This is a genomic window from Sporomusa termitida (assembly GCF_007641255.1).
In the GTDB taxonomy this organism is placed as follows: Bacteria; Bacillota; Negativicutes; order Sporomusales; family Sporomusaceae; genus Sporomusa; species Sporomusa termitida.
Genome location: NZ_CP036260.1, coordinates 95,378 through 115,118 on the forward strand (window position 1 = coordinate 95,378; position 19,741 = coordinate 115,118).

Below are 19,741 nucleotides of genomic sequence, written 5' to 3' on the forward strand. Positions count from 1 at the left end.
TTCTTTACTATGAAAATTAACAGGATTATGGTAGTTGGCGCCGGGCAGATGGGGTCCGGGATTGCTCAGGTCGCAGCACAGGCAGGCGTTAAAGTTTTGCTTAACGACATTAAGCAGGAATTTGTAGCCCGTGGCCTCAACCGGATAGAAACTAACTTGGCAAAGGATGTTGCGAAAGGCAGAAAATCCAGTCAGGAAAAAGATGCGATTCTGGCTAATATCAGCGCAAGCCTTTCACTCGACGATGCAGCTGGCTGTGATGTCGTTATTGAGGCAGCAATGGAAAACCTTGAGATAAAACGGGAGATCTTTCAAAAACTGGACAAGATTTGTCCCGCGCATACAATTCTTGCCACCAATACTTCGTCACTGCCGATTACCGAGCTTGCTAGTGTAACAAAGCGACCTGACAAAGTCATAGGCATGCATTTTATGAATCCGGTACCGGTAATGAAATTGGTGGAAATTATCCGCGGACTTGAAACAACTGACGAGGTTTATAAGCGCATAGAAGAGATGAGCATTAAGTTCGGTAAAGAGCCGGTAGAAGTGAACGATGCACCGGGTTTTGTTTCCAACCGGGTACTGATGCCGATGATTAATGAAGCGGTCTTCTGTTTATACGAAGGTGTTGGCAAACCAGAAGCCATCGATAAAGTAATGAAACTGGGAATGAATCATCCCATGGGGCCGTTAGCATTGGCTGACCTGATCGGACTTGACACTTGCCTTTATATTATGGAAGTTCTTTATGAAGGCTTTAAGGATAGCAAATACAGACCATGCCCATTATTACGCCAGTATGTGAAAGCTGGCAGATTAGGTGCGAAATCAGGCCGGGGATTTTATACCTATAATAAATAGTATAGTAATTCAATTTACTTCTTAGAGACCCGCAAATGAGATTCTGTAACCAGTGTTCCCAGCTACCTATACCAAAGGTAGAATTATAAGGGTAATAGAGAAAGGAAGTGCGGCCTATAAGCAATGAAAGCAATGAAAGCAATACAGGTGCTAAAAGCGGATTTATCTTTAACTATGAAGGGGAGGAAAAAATTATGGGTAAAAGTAAGGTCATTTCAGCGAAGGCAGCCGCGAATCTCATAAAAGACGGTGACACACTAGGGATTCAAGGCATTATTACAGCTTCCACGCCAGTAGATCTTATGGCGGCAGTACGGGACAAGTACCTGGAAACACAGTCTCCTAAAGGCATTACTGTTTTTCATGTGTCCGGCATCGGCGACGGTAAGGACGGCGGGATGAATATGTTTGCCCAGGAAGGTCTTATAGGCAAACTCATTTGTGGACATATTGGCACATCACCTAAGCTTTTCCCGTTAATCACCGAAAACAAATTTCCCACATTTGTAGTTCCGCAGGGTGTCTTAACCCAGCTTACCCGTGCAATCGGCGCAAAAAGGCCCGGAGTTATTACCAGCGTGGGCCTCAAAACCTATGCAGATCCAAGGGTTGAAGGGTGCAAAGCCAATCAGGCGGCATATGACCTCAGTGAAGAAGAACAAGTTGTAGAAGTGCTGAAAATTAAAGATAAGGATTATCTGCTGTATAAATCTTTTCCGGTCAATGTTTGTTTTATCAAGGCAACAACAGCCGACGTAGACGGAAACCTTTCTATTGAAAAGGAAGCGGTACGGCTTAGTTCGCTGGAATTAGCTCTGGCTACAAAAAACAGCGGCGGCATAGTCATTGCGCAGGTAGAACGACTGACTGAAGCGCATACCATTAAACCTCACGATGTTGTTGTACCGGGTGTTTTGGTTGACCATATTGTTTTGGCAAGTGAAGTCGGCCGCAGACAATTCTATGCGATCCCTGAATTCCATCCTGAGTGGTGCGGGGAGACAAGATTACCGCTTGATCAAATAGCGTCCATGGGACTGTCGGAAAGGAAAATTTGCGGACGACGGGCGGCACTTGAACTGAAAGAAGGCGCCCTTGTGAATTTAGGGATTGGCATGCCGGAGGCTGTTGCCGCTGTTGCCGCAGAAGAAGGATTTTCTTCCAAAATCAACCTTACGATTGAGGCCGGTTCTTTTGGTGGTGTCCCGCAAAGCGGCTTGGCAATCACTGCTTCTACCAACGTAGAAGCGATAATCTCACATGCTGATATGTTTATCTTTTATGACGGCGGCGGTATCGATCTTTCCGTCCTTGGTGCAGCTGAGATCGACAAACAGGGCAATGTTAACGTAAGTAAATTTGCCGGCAGAACGGTAGGCCCGGGCGGCTTTGTCAACATTACTCAAAGCACACAAAATATTGTATTTGTAGGCACCTTTATGGCCGGAAAAACCAAGACCGAAATAAAAGATGGAAAACTAAATATTATTGAAGACGGCAAGGCTTCAAAATTTGTTGAAAAGGTTGAACAGATCACTTTTAGTGGCGAATATGCCAATGAAACGGGTAAAAACATCCTATATGTAACGGAAAGAGCTGTGTTTAAACTTACCCCTGCCGGTGTGGAGCTAATTGAAATTGCACCAGGTGTTGACCTTGAACAGCATATACTCGCAAAGATGGCTTTTCAGCCCATTGTATCGAAAGAACTCAAAACAATGGACCCGAGAATATTCACAGATGCCGTTATGAACCTGACAATTTAATAATATGATTATTTCTTATACATCAGAATAAAGGTAATGGCACTGCAGCTACCCGGACCGTTGCGATAAGGGCAGGAGAAAGTTGCGGTGCCTGCCTACCAAGTAGTAATGAGGGGGAAGCAAGTGGAAAATTTACTCTATGAGAAGTCAGACAGCATAGGTATTATAACCATGAATAGACCTAAGGCTTTAAATGCTTTAAATGCCGCTACCTTGCGTGAACTTGATTCCCTGTTGACGGCTATTGCCAGCGACTCTGCCGTGAAAGCCGTAATCATCCGCGGCGGGGGCGAGAAAGCTTTCGTTGCCGGTGCAGACATTACTGAAATGCAATCAATGTCCGCTATGGAAGCAAGAAGCTTTGGTAAACTGGGGCAGATGGTATTTAATAAGCTTGAAAACCTCCCACAACCAGTTATTGCGGCGATACACGGATTTGCGCTGGGGGGCGGCTGTGAATTGGCAATGGCCTGCGACATCCGTATTGCATCGGAAAAGGCTAAATTCGGTCAACCGGAAGTTATGCTGGGAGTAACACCGGGCTTTGGCGGAACTCAGCGATTGCCCCGGCTTGTGGGCAAAGGGATTGCCAAAGAATTGCTGTTTGTCGGCGATCAGATTGATGCATTGGAAGCTTACCGGCTGGGGCTTGTCAATCGGGTGGTGCCGGTCGCATCACTCATGGAAATTGCCATAGCAATGGCTAATAAGATAGTCTCCCATGCTCCGGTCGCCGTTCAGCTATGCAAAGCGGCTGTGAACGAAGGTATGGATATGGCTTTGGATTCGGCCACAGCGTATGAAGCAGAAATTTTTGGTCTTTGTTTTGCAACCATTGACCAAAAAGAGGGAATGCAGGCATTTGTTGAAAAGCGCAAAGCCAATTTTGCAGGAAAGTAAGAGAATTATCTTTGCAAGAATCATTTCGCAAAAGCAGGAGGGTTTATATGACAGAAACTAATTATAACCGCTGGCATTGTGTGTATGGTGCAGTGTTGCTTCAGTTATGTTTAGGTGTTGTATATATATGGAGTATTTTTCGCACACCTATAGAAAAAATGTTTGGGTGGTCTACAAGTGACGTATCTCTGGCGTTTACCATTAACTTGGCTATGATACCAATCATGATGATAGCCGGCGGATATTTAACGCCCAAGATGGGCGTACGGAAAGTAGCTATTCTCGGCGGCGTTATGGTTTTAACCGGCATGTACATCACCAGCAAAACTTCCAGCCTTTGGATGCTGTGGCTGGGGTATGGTTTTCTGACTGGTGGCGGTGTAGGCGTTGCTTACGGTGTACCCATTGCAACTCTTGTCAAATGGTTTCCTGACAAACGCGGTTTGATAACCGGTTTGGCTGTAGGCAGTTTAGGCTTTGGCTCTGTTTTATTTACGCAGGTCGGATATTACTTAATGACAAAAGTGGGAGTTATGGATACGTTCTCCATATTGGGGATAATGATATTTGTCGGTGTAATTTTAGGTGCTTTGTTAATTAAAGCTGCGCCGGATGGTTACACCCCGCCAGGATGGACGCCTCCACCTGTTAAAGCCGGTCAAGCGGGGCCGAGTAAGTATGACTTTACCCCCCGGGAAATGTTGGGCACACCTCATTATTACTTCTTATTCATTATGTATACTTTTGCCAATGTCTGTGCTTTAATCATCATTGCGCATGCTTCTCCTATCGGGCAAAAGGTGGCCAACTTAACACCGGCTGAGGCGACTACTATTGTCAGTCTTTTAGGGTTATTTAACTCTGTAGGGCGGCTTTTCTGGGGGGCGGTCTCTGATAAACTGGGGCGTCTTAAATCAATATTCGCGATGTTTGTGCTTAGTGCTATAGCTATGTTTTCAATGAATTATCTATCTTCATATTGGCTGTATGCATTAGGCGTGTCGATAATAGGATTTTGTTTTGGCGGTACGGTGGGCGTATTCCCTTCCATTACGGCAGACACTTTTGGCCCTAAATATGTCGGGGTTAATTACGGCCTGATACTGTTAGCCTACGCTGTTGGCGGCATTATAGGTCCGATAATGGCGGCATGGGTTAAAGAGTTTTCCGGTGGGGAATATTATCTGGCGTTTATTATTAGCGGCAGCCTTTGCCTAATAGGCGCAATTATGGCAATGACATTCAAGGCACCTAAGCCGCCGGTGATAGGGGAGCAAAAATCTGCTGCTCTTTAAATGGCCTAATGCCAGAACGGTGATTTAGGTCCTCAAGCAATGTTTTGAAATAATTGATTGGAGTGAAGAAAATGCAAACGAAAAATACAGCTATGTTAACAAATGCCCGGGACTTTTGCAAAACTCGGCTTACGCCTATTGCCAAGCAATTGGACGAGGCTGGTAGATTCCCGCAAGAATTCTTAAGCGAAATGGGGCAGGCTGGATTCCTTGGCATAAATTATCCGGCTGAATACGGCGGTAAAGACTGTGATGCGTTAACAGCATATAAAGTTATCGAAGAATTTGGCAAAGTGAGCGCCGGCGTAGCTTTGACAGTACATGTTCACTGGATGGTTGCTGATATAATCCTGAAATATGGCAGCGATGAGCAGAAGCAGAAATACCTTCCCAGTCTGCTGAAAGGGGAAAAAGTTGGGGCTTTCTGTGTCAGTGAATTTCAGGCCGGGTCAGATGCTGCTGCAATACGAGCTGCCGCAAAGAAGACGGATCGCGGGTGGATTGCCGAGGGACCCAAGTGGTTTTGCACTAACGGCGGGCTAGCGGATATTTATTTAATCGGCTTTAAAACCGATCCCGAAGCCGGTGCCAAAGGCATTAGCATGTTTATTGTAGAAAAAGGAACTCCCGGTTTTACGATCGGCGAACCGGAAGGAAAGATGGGCTGCAGAAGTTCTGTTACCACTGGTTTGAATTTTAATGATTGCGTTCTGGGTGAGGGTACACTGATCGGGAAAGTAAACGAAGGCTTCAAGGTAGCTATGTACGCCCTGATTGCCGGCCGCTTAGGCATGGCCGCGATGGGATTGGGCATTGCTGAGGCGGCATTGGCTGCTGCCGCCGGGTATGCCAATAAACGGACCGCTTTCGGTAAACCGCTCACGGCCCTTTTTTCGGTTCAGGAAATGCTGGCCGATATGCATGTGAAAATTGAGGGAGCAAGATTGCTGGTGTATGATGCTGCCGCCAAACGCAGCAACGGCAAGGATTATTCCCTTGAGGGTTCTGTTGCCAAATTATTTGTCGCTGAAACCGTTAATGTGACTTGTCATAAGGCCCTCCAAATTTTTGGCGGACATGGTTATATGAAATATTACGATATCGAGCGGATTGCCAGGGACGGCCGGTTAATTGATATTGGTGTGGGGGCGTCAGAAGTTTTAAAAATGGTTGTTGGCGGCGCAGTAGCCAAGCTAAAGGGCGGCGAATAGACACTTATTTGAAACGCCTGGCAACCCTGCATTAATTGCAAAATGCAGGTTGCCAGGCCTGCATTTTGTCATGCCTGGGCTGCTTTACAATGTTCCCTAACTTATCTTTCCGGGGAAAAGTTCTACTTGGAGGAGTTTGCAATCGCAACCATGCAAAACTGCATTAATAATCGTGCAATTTTGCATGAAGCCTTAGGGCTTGCTTAGTAGCAGGAGGTATCTTTATTGCTTTTTATAATTAATAGTCAACTGAAAGTACCGGCAATTAAGGATTTCAAAATTACATTCTTTTATGCCCTATGGCACGCTTATTGCGATACTTATTAATGAATGTGTATTAGCCCCAGAGGCAGTACAGGATTTTACTGAAGGTAAACAATCTAAAAAAGGGGAGAAAACTATGTTAGTCTTAAACAATGAACAAGCAGATATACAAAAGCTTGTCAGAGAATTTGCGCAGAAAGAAATTGCTCCCAGAGCGGCAGCTTATGACCACAGTGAAGAGTTTCCCTGGGACAATATCAAAAAGATGGCTGCAATCGGCCTAATGGGCTTACCTATTCCTGAACAATATGAAGGGATGGAGACAGATGCGGTTAGCTATATCATTGCTATAGAGGAAATATCTAAAGCTTGTGCAGCCACCGGCGTCATTTTAGCTGTTCACACGTCTGTAGGAACTCTGCCTATTTATTACTTTGGGACTGAAGCACAAAAACAAAAATATATTCCGGACCTGGCAAGCGGCAGAAAAATTGGAGCATTTGCTTTAACTGAGCCTAACGCTGGGTCCGATGCCTCTAAAGTCGCTACCACTGCCACTTTAGAAGGTGATCACTATGTCCTTAACGGAACAAAATGTTTTATCACTAATGGTGCAGCGGCAGAAACCTTTATCGTCTTGGCTTCTATAGACAGAAGTAAAGGGACAAAAGGAATCACGGCCTTTATTGTAGAGAAAGCTACTCCCGGCTTTTCCGTAGGCAAAAAAGAAGAAAAAATGGGCATTCGCGCTTCCTCGACCACCGAAATAATTCTGGATAATTGCCGCATTCCCCAAGAAAACCTGCTGGGAAAAGAGGGAGAAGGTTTTAAAATTGCGATGACGGCTTTGGATAGCGGCAGGATTGGTATCGGTGCACAGGCTTTGGGTATAGCGGAAGCGGCTTATCAGGAGGCCGTTAAATATGCTAAGACTCGTGAGCAATTTGGCAAACCGATTGCGTCTTTCCAGGCGATATCATTTATGCTCGCAGATATGGCTATCCAAATTGAAGCGGCCCGCCTTCTGGTTTATAATGCCGCCGCTTTGAAAGACGCCGGCCGGCCATTCGGAAAAGAGGCGGCTATAGCGAAGACTTTTGCGTCTGATACAGCGGTCAAGGTGGCCCTGGACGCTATTCAGGTGTTAGGCGGCTATGGTTATTCACGCGAATACCCTGTGGAAAGATTACTGAGGGATGCGAAAATAACTCAGATTTACGAAGGTACAAATCAAATTCAAAGGATAGTTATTGCCGGTCATATTCTGAAATAGTCTAATATTCCGGAGTAACACTTAATAGGGGGCTAGCTAATGGAAATCATTGTCTGTGTCAAGCAGGTGCCTGACACCACAGAAGTAAAAATTGATCCGGTGACGAATACACTTATTCGCCAGGGTGTGCCAAGTATCATCAATCCCTTTGACAGAAACGCCGTGGAAGCGGCTTTGCAGTTAAAAGAAAAGCAGGGGGGCAGTGTCACCGTTATCTCTATGGGACCGCCGCAGGCCAAAGAGGCCTTAAAAGAGTGTCTGGCAATGGGCGCTGATTCGGCAGTACTTATCAGTGAAAGAGCTTTCGGCGGGGCCGATACGTTAGCAACCAGCTACACTTTGGCCGCGGCAGTCAAAAAGCTTGGTGCCTTCGACATCATTTTTTGCGGTAAGCAGGCTATTGACGGGGATACGGCCCAGGTCGGGCCGGAAATGGCCGAGCATTTAGGTATTGCCCAGCTGACTTATGTGGCCAAAATTGATGTTGTTGAAGACAATACCGTCCGGGTTGAACGCGAGCACGAGGATGGATACGAAATCATCGAAGTCAAGTTACCCCTTTTGGCCTCGGTGGTTAAATCTATTAACGAACCACGGTTTCCAACTGTTAAAGGAACAATGAAGGCTAACCGCATGGAGATTCCTGTTTGGACAGCTGGCGATCTTGCTGTGGATGAACAAAAGATCGGCCTTAAGGGATCACCGACGCAAGTCGGTAAGATATTCACACCGCCACAGCGTACCCAGGGTGTAATCATAAAAAAAGATACGGCAAGGGAAGCGGTTGCCGAGCTAATCCGAAAACTATCTGACGCAAAGATTGTGTAACGAGGGGGAAATATACAATGGCAGTAACAGTAACAAAAGAATGTGTCGGCTGCGGCTCCTGTGAACCAGTATGCCCTTTCGGGGCCATTGAAATAAAAGATGACCAAGCCATCATCACCGAAGCATGTACCCAGTGCGGCGCCTGTATCGATACTTGCCCGGTAGGAGCCATACAGCGGGAAATAGAAGCCAAGCAGGTGTCTATGGACAAAACCGAATACAAAGATGTTTGGGTTTATATTGAAACATCGGCAGGCAAACCGCGTAATGTCGGCCTGGAACTTTTGGGTGAAGGCCGCAAGCTGGCTGATGCCATGGGCCAAAACCTGGCAGGGGTACTTATTGGCAATAACATTGCAGAACTGGCCAAAGAAGTTTTTGCTGCCGGCGCCGATAAAGTCTACTTAGTGGAAGCACCTGAACTTGCCCACTACAGTACTGATGGCTACACCGCAACCTTTACTGAACTTATCAATTCCTACAAACCTTCGGTCATCCTGCTGGGAGCGACGAACGACGGGCGCGACCTCGGGCCGCGTATTGCCTGCCGTGTAGGTACCGGCCTGACTGCCGACTGCACCGGACTTGGTATCGACGCTGCCACCGGCCTTGTGGCCTGGACTCGTCCGGCCTTTGGTGGCAACATTATGGCTACTATTCTCTGTCCGGAACACCGGCCCCAGATGGGAACGGTCCGTCCTTCTGTATTTAAGCGTCCGGTGCCGGATTATGCAAGCAGCGGTGAAATTATCCGGGCAGCTAACACTGTGAAGGTCCAAGACATTCGCACTAAGCTTGTTGAAGTGATAAAGGTATGCACAGCATCCTGTAACCTGGAAGAAGCTGAAATCATAGTGTCCGGTGGGCGTGGTTTGTGTAAACCGGAGAATTTTGCGCTGGTGGAAGAACTGGCAACTGTTCTGGGTGGGGCTGTAGGAGCCTCACGCGCGGCCGTGGATGCCGGCTGGAAGCCGGTTTTACACCAGGTTGGACAGACCGGAAAGACCGTAGGGCCCAAAATTTACTTTGCCTGCGGTATATCCGGCGCTATCCAGCATATGGCAGGGATGTCGTCATCAGATATTATCATCGCTATCAATAAAGATCCTGATGCGCCGATATTTAATATGGCCGATTACGGTATCGTCGGTGACATCACGGAAGTATTGCCAATTCTGACGGAGGAATTTAGAAAGATTAAAGCAGGTTGACTGTTAGCAGTCTAGAAAAGCAATTTGTAGTGTCATTCCCGTACAGGGGCGGGCAAATAGCGTGCTGATCAGCACGCTATTTGTGTTAAGGTGTCTTATTTCCACTCGCCACGCCATCTGCCCGTCAGGGCCGCGTCAATACAGTTGTCCTGGGAGCCGTAGCATACCTGAAGAGAATCGTCAGGATAACAGCCGGTTATGTAGTAGGACTGTTTCGCGGAGTCGACGGCAATATTTTTGACACCTGTCGGTACGCCTCCCATGGCAGCCATGCATGTGCCTGTCATAAGGTGGGCGCCGGCAGCCTCGAAAATCCTTACGTAACCGAGGTTCTTGGCGACATCGTACAGCCACGGGGTGGACATGATCCAGAAGGGTATTTTGCATTTCCTGCCCTCCAACTTGCGGGCAAGCAGCATAAGGTCAACGATGTTCAGGTGCGGACAGCCGAGGTAAACCATGTCGACCACATCGCTGGTGTGGTAATTTAGCGTGTCGTAAGTCTTTTTTAGGTCGTCCTCATCTATCATAATGACCTGGCGGGGGCTCTTATTGCCGAAAGCCATTTCAAGAGTGAGCGCTTCCGGTGTACTGCCGGGAATATGGTACATACGGACAGCACCGCCTGTGTTCATACTGGAATTAAGCTTACAGAGTTGAGTGGTGGTAGGTTTGGCCGTACCTGTAAGGCAGGGTATGGCTAGACCGCATTCCTCACCCACTGCGAAACCGAACACATCCCACTCCAGGTCGGACTTAATGAGTCGCTCTGTCTCTACGAGAACAGTAGCATAGCGGTTTTCGGTCACATGCATGTCATAATAGACAGCCTTGCCGAGAAAGCAGGTGGCAAAGCTGCCGTCGATATTGGTACGGGCGCCAAGTACCGCATTGCAGTAGGGAATGGCGGAACTTTCATTCCAGGAGCAGTGCTGGCCAATAGTGGGCAGATATGAGGCGGTAAGGTATGAAACGCAGGAATGCGTAGTCATCATACCCATTTTTCTGTAAAGAGTATAGTATTCCTCATGCATTGCATTTTCGTGAAAGCAGGGGTCGTCATGGGCGTTTTTGCCATAGGTGAGCATATGGCAGTGTTCCCAGCCATGCATGGGGGTGAGTTCGTAGAAAGGGGATTTGTTGGCGAAGGTTGGAATTTTAAACGTTGCACCGCTGGCAACAAGCTGTTCAAGTTCCTCAAGGGGAAACTCATATTGCGGTATCGCTGCGGTCAATGGTGTGTGAAAATCCCCTGTACCGTCCAAGTCGACAAGCTTCTCAGCGCCGGCAACCTCGGCCATTTCCACAAGATACTGCAGGCAAAGCCGGGGAATGTGTCCTTTTTCGCCCTGAAGCATCCGTTGTTCATCATCAGTTAAGAAGATCATATCGTTACCTCTTGGTTTCTTTTCGTTATTTCGATGTAGCCCTCATCGGCATTTACCAGTACGATATCTCCTGTCTCGATATAATCAAGAGGATCCATTTCAAAATCGGTCATGGACGGGATGCGCCCGGTCATTGCGCAATTAACAGTCAGTGGGCAGCTCTCGGTATGTACAAAAGCCGCAGGTTTAGCGCCAAGACCATAATACACAAAGCCTCCTGAACCGCGAGGATAGGGATAAACAAGTACTTTGTCCGTGTAACAGACCTTGAACAAGGGGTGGTTGCGCTCGGTAGTGTATCCGTGCACAAAATTACAGTTTGTGAAACCTTCAAGAGGCTTGCGGGAAACGATAGCTTCCGCCTGCACACAGCCGGGGAATTCGCTGCGGCCTTTAATTCTAATTTTTTTCACAAGATAATTGCTCCTTTTCTGGCCTTTTTTTAAAAATTCAGAGTCGTAAATAAATTATAATATTGATTTATTAAATAGTACAATATCCATAGCGCGCGCTGATATAACTTTCAGGGAATGCCAACACGATGTATTACGCTGCATGTAAAGATGGGGGCTTGAAGATCTCTGTTCGGTTATGGTATATTACAATCGTCAATACTACTGTAACGATAAAACGTTATATTGTCTTTCTTATATTCGATGAGGAGGCTGCAACAATGTATAACATTACATTCCTACAGATTGCAACGTTTTTTGCTGTGGCGGAGCGGCTGAATGTTTCGAAGACTGCAGATGCGATGTATATTTCACAGCCAGCTTTGAGCAAGACGATACACAGGTTGGAAGAAGGCATCGGCTTAAAGCTGTTCGCCCGAAGCAACAGGGGGCTTGTGCTGACAAAAGAAGGTGAATATCTTTACCTTAAGATGCGTTCCTCGTATAACAGCATGTGCAAGCATATAGAGCATGCACAGAAAATGGAGAATATGCCGCATAAGATAATCAATATTGGCTATCCCAGCACCTACGACTCCAGTAAAGATTACGATAAACTCAAGTGGCTGATAAACGATTACTCTTTGCAGCATCCGAATATCGAGATTAACGAAATATTGTATGATTTTTTGGAACTCAAGCAAGCCTTGATTTACGGAGATGTGGATATCGCTTTTATCCATGATTTTATGCTGGACGGAGCGCCAAACATCTCGATGAAAAGGGTATGCAGGAGCCGCAGGTGTCTTGCGATGTCCGCAAGACATCCTCTGGCCGCGTTCGACACGATAGACCTGATAAATAAAGAGGATCTCGCAAAAGAGGTCTTCTATACGATACCGTTTCATGACGATTCAAGTGATAAGAAAAGGGCCATTTTGATGCTAAATGAGTATGGGATCAACCCCAAAACCGTGCAGATAGTTCCCAATTTTCAATCATTTATCCGCCTCCTTCGTTTGGGTAGGGGTATGGGTGTTTGCGGATATTTCCTAAATGTACCTGGGCGTGAAGAGATAAAATTTTTTGAACTCCCGCTGCTTGGGGACTCCCCGTTTCTGACCGTAGCATGGCGAACGAAAGACGTTTCCAAGGCGGCACAGGATTTCATTAGTACAATACCGGACAACCCGGACGGTATGACTGTTTTCAAATGCAGACAGAAACATAAATGAAGAAAACACGGCTTGCGCCGAGCCTTAGCGAAAGCGGAAGCCGATGTTGCCTTTATCCGGGCGGAAAGTTATAGCTTTTAACAGGATAATAAAAAGGCCTCTGCGCGGCATATGCCGCGCAGAGGCCTTTTTATGCTATCAAACTGTTTTAGATTTAGGAGCACAATCTGGAGCCAGGAATCTGGCGCTATGACATATGGGTTATATCTGGCCGTCATATTGGTATTGGACAAAATATTGTTAAATATTTTAGAATAAAATAAAATTTCAGAATAATAAGAAAATAATAATGCAAGAAATAGCAAAAACAGACCATGAGTTTCAATCAGTCTTACCTAAAAATATTTCCCCTCCGTAGCGTTTATTTCTTTCAGGACAAATAGTGATGTGGGGAAATAGATCCAATCTTTAATCAGGTAGTAAATTATATTGATAAACAGGACAACTACATTGATAGCTACTATTTTATTCCCATGATATTATAACTTCAAAAGAAAGGAGAAGTTTACTATGAACAAAAGATTGGATCCAATCATGGATCCCCGGGGCCGGCAAGAAAGGCCGGTCATCAAGCTTGCGCCAAGGAAGGGGTTAAACGGGCTAATAAATGGCAAAATCTTATTCTATGATAACACGAAACTAGACTTCTGCTATTATAACGAAGTTTTTGTAAGAATCAAAAGTAATTTCAATAAGATGGGCGCAACAAATTTTGTTGATTACAAGGAAACTGTCAGAGGCAAAGATACGCCGGCACTTGAAGCATACGCCGCAATGCTAGCTGACGAAAAACCGGCAGCGGCAATTGTAGCGTTAGGTGATATGGGGACATCTTCAGCAACAACTATCGTTGCGATAGAAATGGAGAAACTCGGGATTCCCACTGTTTACGTAACGGCGAGCCCGGGCGGAGAACTGGTAGAAGGTGTTGCGTTTTATCGCGCAGGTAACCTATGTCTTTGCAAGCTTGATATCTATCAGGCAAGCCTGCCGAAGGATATACACGTACAGATAGACACGAAGTGGGATTATATCATTGATTCGCTGACGAAAAATGGCGAAGAGCTTAGGCGGGCGGCACATATTGATTTCAAGATCGATAAGACAAAGCCCCGGGATGATGGTCTTCTTCCGTTAACTGACAATATTGAAATAGACGAGAGTCAGCTTTATACGCCGGGGGCTTATATGGAAGAAGTCATGGATTTCTTCCATAAGGAACATCTTGGCGATGGCCTTCCAATCATTCCGCCAACCCGTAAGCGTTATGAAAAGATGCTCGAATATTGCCCGTTTGATCCGGATACGGTACTTGCCGTAGAGGTTGGGCCAAGCGGGAAAGATATTACGGTTAAAGACCTGGCTATCGCAGCTGTCATGGCCGGGTGCAAACCCGAATATATGCCCATCATTATTACGGCATTCAAGTGTATGGCAGACCCAAAGTATAATTTATTGCAATCCGTAACAACATCATATCCCGGAGGAAATCTTATATTGGTAAGCGGCCCGCTGGCCAAAGAACTTGGTATTTCTGGACGTCAGGGGTGCTTGGGACCGGGCTTCCCCGCCAACAACACAATAGGAAGGGCGATCAATTTAGTTATTATGGACGTCTGCAGAGCCGTCCCGGGCGTTTGCGACCTGGATTGCCAGGCATCGCCTGTCGAATTTTCCTATTGTTTTGCGGAAGATGAAGATCTTGCTCCATGGAAGACAATCAACGAGGAATTTTATGATAAAGATACAACGGCCGTATGGGTCCTTAAAGCCGAACCGGCCCGTGATATCATTGATTTTTTGAGCCTTAACGGTGGTGATTTGATCGACACCCTTACCCACTGTTGTACGACAATAGGCAGCAATAACGCCTATATGCCCAGCAGTTTGTTGCTGGTACTTACGCCTGACCATGGAAAGATGCTGGTGGATTTTGGATACAACAAGCAAAAAATCAAAGAGCATATTCATTTGCGTGCGGTCAACGAGACGCCGATGGTAAGAGGCAGGGGGCTTGTGCCTGTCCGCCCGGAAGGATGGGAAAGCAAACATCCTATGCCTGTAACCAGATCCCCGGAAGATGTATTCATCGTAGTGGCGGGTGGAAGAGGCGGACATTCCCAAGTCATACTGCCTTGGGGCCTTCACAGCGAGGCCATTATCAAACGGGTGGAACTGCCTGATGGCAAGGCAGCACAGCATATAAGCGAGTTCGGAAAATATTCAGTAAATTAACGGTGGGGGGATAACATATGAAAATTATCGGTCATTATGATGTGGTGGTTGTTGGTGGCGGCACGTCCGGGGTAGCGGCAGCAATTGCAGCGGCAAGAACTGGTGCTAACACTGTCTTAATCGAGCGCATTGGCGCGTTGGGAGGTCAATTTAATATTTCAGGCCCTCCTGGTTTTGCGTATGCAAACTTATTTAATGAAAGATATGAACAAGTAGCCGGCGGTATTATTGAAGAAACGCATAACAGACTATTGAGGGAAGGCCATGCCCTTCCGCACCAAAACCTGGACTTCCGCGCAGGGTTTAGTTTCTCCTATGTCGATCCCGACTGGTGGGGCCTTCTAATGTTTGACATGATGACTGAAAATGACGTAAACCTTCTGCTCCATACCTTGGCTGTTGATGTGGTCAAAGAAGGCGATGCTATTACCGGAGTCGTTGTTGAAAGCCCCTCCGGCAGGGCGCTTGTTATGGGCAAAGTGATTATTGACTGCACAGGCGAAGGGCAGATTTCTGTTTTAGCCGGGGCGCCTTATGAGCAGGTACCGAGGGATCAGCTCGAACCTCATACGCTCGCTTTCACAATGGATGGTGTAGATTGGGATAAAGCATTGGCGTATATTAAAGCTAATTTCGAGACCGATTTTATGATCCAAATGCCTCAAATTGTTCCCTGGACGAAGGAGCAGATTGCTGACCGTATCAGAAGGGTTAAGGACATTACCGAGCTAGGTGAAGTCAGGGGCTATTTCTCTTTGAAAAGAGAAGCTCTGGAGAAGGGGGAATGGCATGAAAGCAGCGGAATCGGTTTCTTCCTGATACCCAGAGACGGCGGACACGTACAGGCCCATTTCCAGCATTCATCCCATGTAATTGGTGACCCCACCGATGTAAGGGATCTTACTCATGTAGAGGTTGAGTGTAGAAAACAAATCACGATGGCCTTGAAGTTCATCAATAAAAATTTGCCTGGCTTTGAGAACGCCTACCTTACAAGAGTATGCCCTGAAGTGAGAATACGTGAGAGTAGACGAATTATGGGTGACTATAAACTGGTAAAAGCGGATGTTGCTGCCGCAAGGAAGTTTGAGGATGTCATCGGAAAGAGCAATTTCTCATCAGGAGCTAAACACGTTGCTACTGGGAACACAATAGACTTTGCGCAAGAGGTAAGGCCGAAAGATGGCGGATCAACAGATATTCCATATCGGTGCCTTGTCCCGAAGGCGGTTGAAAATCTGCTTGTGGCCGGTAAGGCAATTTCAACCGATCGTGATTCTTACCAAAGATTCCTGATGCAGACAATGGTAACGGGTCAGGCCGCCGGTGTGGCCGCTGCTCTCTGCAGTAAAAAAGGCATTACGCCCAGAGAACTTGAGAAAGACGTCTCCGAGCTGCAGAATATTCTATTGAAACAAGGAGCTATTCTGTACGGTACACATTAGAATCGCGAGCGAATCCCAAGGGATCAATCTTTTGCGAATAACCGCGATAGTACTCATGGGGTTCGCTTTCTATTCAATTATCGCAACATTACTAACTCGATGAAGGTAATTACAACAATTATTATTATGGGGGGGCGAATTAGAATGAGCGAGAAAAACGTAAAAAATGAAATTATTGCAAAACCTTTAATAGTTGATGTTGGAAAACTTATCGATGATTCTAAGTTGAATAAGGTTTCCCTTGCGACGATTATTTTATGTGGTTTCATCATGATGATGGATGGATATGATATGGGGATCATGTCAGTTACAGCACCGGCGATTATGGAAGAGTGGGGCGTCAGTGCGACCTTGTTCGGAGGGGTATTTTCAGCCGCCTACGTTGGTTTTTTATTCGGAGCGATAATCTGTGGGACCATAGCCGACAAGATCGGGAGAAAAAAGGTTCTCATCTTCTCAGGAATCATTTTTTCATTGGGCACCTTGCTTGTATACTTTTCGCATTCGGTTCCAGAACTGATTCTCATGCGCATATTCGCCGGTTTCGGCTTCGGAGGCGCGGTTCCTGTCGCCATCACATTAACCAGTGAATATGCGCCATTAAAAGGAAAGGGGAAATACTTATCGGTTATGTACACCGGTTTTGTTTTGGGTACAACGCTTGCCGGATATGTAGCATCGTTTATCATTTCTTCAACTGCCGGCTGGCGTGCGTGTTTCCTTATAGGCTTTTTTGCTCCTTTAATTGTAATAGCATTTATGATTCCTTATATGTCTGAATCCGCCAGATGGCTTTCCGTCAGCTGGAAAACTGCGGAACAGAGAGAAAATCTTGTTAAATTAATCAATAAGATAAATCCAGATCTCAAAATCGATGCTGACACCCAGTTCTCATCTGTAGGAATAACGAATCAAAAGCAACATTCTGCCAAGGAACTTTTTGCGGGAAGACTGAGATGGGTGACGCCTGTAATGTGGGCATTCTATTTAATCAGCTCCATTGCACTCTTTTTTTTCAATTCCTGGGGACCTCAATTGATCGTTTTGAAAGGTTACTCGGTTGCAACAGCCGCAATGATAAACGGAAATGCTCAATTTGTCGGTGTACTTAGTGTCCTGGGCGCCGGCTTTCTTTATGATAAGATTGGCCTCAGAAGAGGATGGATTGTGTATACTTTAGCCGCGATTGTCGTTTGTTTTTTAGGTGGAGTAGAGGGAGGTATGTTTATTGGCGTATTTATCTTAGGACTTTTTCTGATCAACTGCGCACACATGGCTATAACGATACTTGCACCTAGCATATATCCCCCTAATATAAGAAACCAGGGAGCTGGCACTGGAATTGGGGTAGCTAGAATCGGAGCTATTATAGGGCCGCTATTAGGTGGAATTCTTCTGGCAACACAGTTGAAAATGTCAATTTTGATCATTCTGATGGTTGCAATTCCCATGTTCATAGTAGCGGTTCTTTGCTATATCGTTGGGAAGCAGTATGATATGTATTTCGCTCCCTTATACGGTGGTCAATATAAAACCGAGAAGAATTAAGCGATAATAAAGCTTATGCGGCAGTCCAACAATCACTACAGTAAATTCCAGAGGGAAATTTGCAGGCCATAAACTTAACCTATAGTTGTGGTCCTCTAAGGTAACGAAGGTAGAGAATACAATAGTTTTGGCAGCAGCCCAATGATCCAATATATGCTAAATTCTCAGTATCTGGCGACGTAATACAAATGGTTGAGTTTATGCGTTATTGGAGGTTAAATATTGTGTATTCAGTTATGCTTGTTGAAGGCAAAAAATTAGAATCCGAGTCTATAAAAAAATGGGCTAACTGGAAAGACCCAAATTTTCAAATATGCTATGAAGCTGCGGATGGATTAGATGCTCTTAATTACTATACAAATGTTATGCAACCTGATGTGATTATTACTGAGATACAAATGCCAGGTATGAGTGGGTTTGAGCTTATCAAAGAAATACATAAGATAAATGCTGGACAAAAATTTATTATTGTAAGTTCCGAAGCCAATTTTTTGTATGCAAAGCAGGCGATGAAACTTGGAGTTAAGGATTACTTGATTAAGAATGCAATTACCGATGAGGACTTATATATAGCGTTATGTGAAGTTCTTAAGCTTGTAAATGGTCAGAATAAATCACACTTAAATGTATCTGTGGAATCTTTGGCTGCATCTGAAACCCTGCAAATGATTTTAAGTGAAGAAGTTCCTTTTGATTTAATTAACCAGTACCTTTATTCACTAGGTGTTGACATAAGCGATAGCGTTTATTTTATTATGTCTTTTGCCGTTGAAAATATCGGCACATTAAAGTCCGCTTATGTTGAAAGATTGTTAAATGATCTATCTTTTTTCATTGGACCCAGTCAAGATATAGCATGTTATATGTGGCAGAATAATTTTGCATATTTAGGTTTTGTGAAATCAGATCTTAGTCAATTCAGCATTATGAAAAGGGAATATAAAGTTTCCAATGCAATTCTCAAGGCTGTTGAAAATGTATTGGGTAGTGTGAGAGTAACAATTGGAGTAAGCCAGATAACTGATAAAATTGAAGATGTGAGCAGAAAATATTGGGAAGCGGAAAAGGCCCGTAATTATAGTATTTTTTTAGGTGGAGTCAGAACGCTGTACTACTATGAAAACCCATGCACTTTGAGCGGTGCCGATGCATTGCATATTCAAATGAAGGGTATTGAAAATGCGATTAATAATAGGGATATCGACGAAATTTGCAGGATGATCAACAATATTTACAAAAATAATAAGGATTCATTTCGAAAATATTTACATTTAAAATATGCCAGTTCATTATTAATCAATTTATTTATGGATTATTGTAAATCAAATAGTATTCCTTATCGTTATATATTTAATAACGGTTTTTTGTCGAAAAGAACTGATGAACAAAATGAGACAATGGATAGGATTTGCGACTCTCTTTGTGTATGTTTTAAATTGTTAGTTAATGGGATGAAGGCCAAAACTAAATATAGTAAATTTGTTCGAAATATTGTTGAATATATTTGTGAAAACTACAACAATCATATCAGTTTGAATTCTATTGCTGAACATTTTAAATATAATAAAACCTATGTAGCGAATTATTTTAAAAGAGAAACCAGAGAAACCGTAAACATGTATATAAGGCGATTTAGAATTGAAAAATCCAAAATATTATTAAAAACAACAGATTTGGGCATCGACGACATTATGTATTTAGTTGGGTTTAATTCCCGGCAAAATTTTTATATGGAATTTAAAAAAAGTGCAGGCGTATCACCCGTGAAATTTAGGGAAGTGAGTAAAATCCAGGAAGATGCTGTATAACTTAAAAATGAGATCTGAAATATAATGGCTAAAATCCAAAACGTTAATAATCGTAATTTTCGGATGTTTTTGTTAATA

General features: G+C 44.8%; 15 protein-coding genes. 13 read left to right on the forward strand and 2 right to left on the reverse strand.

Annotated elements, in window-relative coordinates:
* The first annotated feature begins 9 nt into the window (after positions 1 to 9).
* The 8 genes from SPTER_RS24310 to SPTER_RS24345 all read left to right on the forward strand — a co-directional run bounded on the left by SPTER_RS24310 (position 10) and on the right by SPTER_RS24345 (position 9,612).
* On the forward strand, positions 10 to 864 hold the full coding sequence (locus SPTER_RS24310; protein WP_144353145.1) for a 3-hydroxybutyryl-CoA dehydrogenase: 855 nt from the start codon (positions 10 to 12) through the stop codon (positions 862 to 864).
* Positions 865 to 1,058: 194 nt separating this feature from the next.
* Complete coding sequence (locus SPTER_RS24315) at positions 1,059 to 2,630, forward strand: acyl CoA:acetate/3-ketoacid CoA transferase (RefSeq protein WP_144353146.1); 1,572 nt, start codon at positions 1,059 to 1,061, stop codon at positions 2,628 to 2,630.
* A gap of 108 nt (positions 2,631 to 2,738) precedes the next feature.
* The gene (locus SPTER_RS24320; protein ID WP_144353147.1) at positions 2,739 to 3,530 is read left to right on the forward strand and encodes a short-chain-enoyl-CoA hydratase; all 792 of its coding nucleotides are present in this window, start codon (positions 2,739 to 2,741) and stop codon (positions 3,528 to 3,530) included.
* Between the two features lie 47 nt (positions 3,531 to 3,577).
* Positions 3,578 to 4,825, forward strand: a complete 1,248-nt coding sequence (locus tag SPTER_RS24325) for an L-lactate MFS transporter (protein WP_144353148.1) — start codon at positions 3,578 to 3,580, stop codon at positions 4,823 to 4,825.
* Positions 4,826 to 4,896: 71 nt separating this feature from the next.
* The gene (locus SPTER_RS24330; protein ID WP_144353149.1) at positions 4,897 to 6,036 is read left to right on the forward strand and encodes an acyl-CoA dehydrogenase family protein; all 1,140 of its coding nucleotides are present in this window, start codon (positions 4,897 to 4,899) and stop codon (positions 6,034 to 6,036) included.
* 400 nt (positions 6,037 to 6,436) lie between these two features.
* Positions 6,437 to 7,573: an acyl-CoA dehydrogenase gene (locus SPTER_RS24335; RefSeq protein WP_144353175.1), complete on the forward strand. Its 1,137-nt coding sequence runs from the start codon at positions 6,437 to 6,439 to the stop codon at positions 7,571 to 7,573.
* Positions 7,574 to 7,612: 39 nt separating this feature from the next.
* Complete coding sequence (locus SPTER_RS24340; protein ID WP_144353150.1) at positions 7,613 to 8,401, forward strand: electron transfer flavoprotein subunit beta/FixA family protein; 789 nt, start codon at positions 7,613 to 7,615, stop codon at positions 8,399 to 8,401.
* Between the two features lie 17 nt (positions 8,402 to 8,418).
* Positions 8,419 to 9,612 (forward strand): electron transfer flavoprotein subunit alpha/FixB family protein, encoded by a 1,194-nt coding sequence (locus SPTER_RS24345; protein ID WP_144353151.1) that lies wholly within the window; start codon positions 8,419 to 8,421, stop codon positions 9,610 to 9,612.
* A gap of 95 nt (positions 9,613 to 9,707) precedes the next feature.
* Here the strand turns inward: SPTER_RS24345 and SPTER_RS24350 are convergent, their stop codons facing one another.
* Positions 9,708 to 11,000: an aconitase X gene (locus SPTER_RS24350; protein ID WP_144353152.1), complete on the reverse strand. Its 1,293-nt coding sequence runs from the start codon at positions 10,998 to 11,000 to the stop codon at positions 9,708 to 9,710.
* Positions 10,997 to 11,413, reverse strand: coding sequence for an aconitase X swivel domain-containing protein (locus tag SPTER_RS24355; RefSeq protein ID WP_170233426.1), 417 nt, complete (start codon positions 11,411 to 11,413; stop codon positions 10,997 to 10,999). The genes SPTER_RS24350 and SPTER_RS24355 overlap by 4 nt, the downstream gene beginning before the upstream one ends.
* 260 nt (positions 11,414 to 11,673) lie before the next feature.
* Here SPTER_RS24355 and SPTER_RS24360 point away from each other — a divergent pair, with 260 nt between their 5' ends.
* The 5 genes from SPTER_RS24360 (at position 11,674) to SPTER_RS24380 (ending at position 19,663) form a co-directional block, all read left to right on the forward strand.
* Complete coding sequence (locus tag SPTER_RS24360) at positions 11,674 to 12,627, forward strand: LysR family transcriptional regulator (protein ID WP_170233427.1); 954 nt, start codon at positions 11,674 to 11,676, stop codon at positions 12,625 to 12,627.
* A 510-nt stretch (positions 12,628 to 13,137) separates the two neighbouring features.
* On the forward strand, positions 13,138 to 14,862 hold the full coding sequence (locus SPTER_RS24365) for a UGSC family (seleno)protein (RefSeq protein ID WP_144353155.1): 1,725 nt from the start codon (positions 13,138 to 13,140) through the stop codon (positions 14,860 to 14,862).
* Positions 14,863 to 14,879: 17 nt separating this feature from the next.
* Positions 14,880 to 16,307, forward strand: coding sequence for an FAD-dependent oxidoreductase (locus tag SPTER_RS24370; RefSeq protein ID WP_144353156.1), 1,428 nt, complete (start codon positions 14,880 to 14,882; stop codon positions 16,305 to 16,307).
* A 99-nt stretch (positions 16,308 to 16,406) separates the two neighbouring features.
* The gene (locus SPTER_RS24375; RefSeq protein WP_144353157.1) at positions 16,407 to 17,855 is read left to right on the forward strand and encodes an MFS transporter; all 1,449 of its coding nucleotides are present in this window, start codon (positions 16,407 to 16,409) and stop codon (positions 17,853 to 17,855) included.
* A gap of 224 nt (positions 17,856 to 18,079) precedes the next feature.
* Positions 18,080 to 19,663: a response regulator gene (locus tag SPTER_RS24380; RefSeq protein WP_170233428.1), complete on the forward strand. Its 1,584-nt coding sequence runs from the start codon at positions 18,080 to 18,082 to the stop codon at positions 19,661 to 19,663.
* Positions 19,664 to 19,741 lie beyond the last annotated feature (78 nt).

Bases quoted from the DNA above. Each gene is read 5' to 3' on its own strand.
- SPTER_RS24310 (WP_144353145.1), top strand. From the start codon at position 10: ATGAAAATTAACAGGATTATGGTAGTTGGCGCCGGGCAGATGGGGTCC.
- SPTER_RS24315 (WP_144353146.1), top strand. From the start codon at position 1,059: ATGGGTAAAAGTAAGGTCATTTCAGCGAAGGCAGCCGCGAATCTCATA.
- SPTER_RS24320 (WP_144353147.1), top strand. From the start codon at position 2,739: ATGAGGGGGAAGCAAGTGGAAAATTTACTCTATGAGAAGTCAGACAGC.
- SPTER_RS24325 (WP_144353148.1), top strand. From the start codon at position 3,578: ATGACAGAAACTAATTATAACCGCTGGCATTGTGTGTATGGTGCAGTG.
- SPTER_RS24330 (WP_144353149.1), top strand. From the start codon at position 4,897: ATGCAAACGAAAAATACAGCTATGTTAACAAATGCCCGGGACTTTTGC.
- SPTER_RS24335 (WP_144353175.1), top strand. From the start codon at position 6,437: ATGTTAGTCTTAAACAATGAACAAGCAGATATACAAAAGCTTGTCAGA.
- SPTER_RS24340 (WP_144353150.1), top strand. From the start codon at position 7,613: ATGGAAATCATTGTCTGTGTCAAGCAGGTGCCTGACACCACAGAAGTA.
- SPTER_RS24345 (WP_144353151.1), top strand. From the start codon at position 8,419: ATGGCAGTAACAGTAACAAAAGAATGTGTCGGCTGCGGCTCCTGTGAA.
- SPTER_RS24350 (WP_144353152.1), bottom strand. From the start codon at position 11,000: ATGATCTTCTTAACTGATGATGAACAACGGATGCTTCAGGGCGAAAAA.
- SPTER_RS24360 (WP_170233427.1), top strand. From the start codon at position 11,674: ATGTATAACATTACATTCCTACAGATTGCAACGTTTTTTGCTGTGGCG.
- SPTER_RS24365 (WP_144353155.1), top strand. From the start codon at position 13,138: ATGAACAAAAGATTGGATCCAATCATGGATCCCCGGGGCCGGCAAGAA.
- SPTER_RS24370 (WP_144353156.1), top strand. From the start codon at position 14,880: ATGAAAATTATCGGTCATTATGATGTGGTGGTTGTTGGTGGCGGCACG.
- SPTER_RS24375 (WP_144353157.1), top strand. From the start codon at position 16,407: ATGAAGGTAATTACAACAATTATTATTATGGGGGGGCGAATTAGAATG.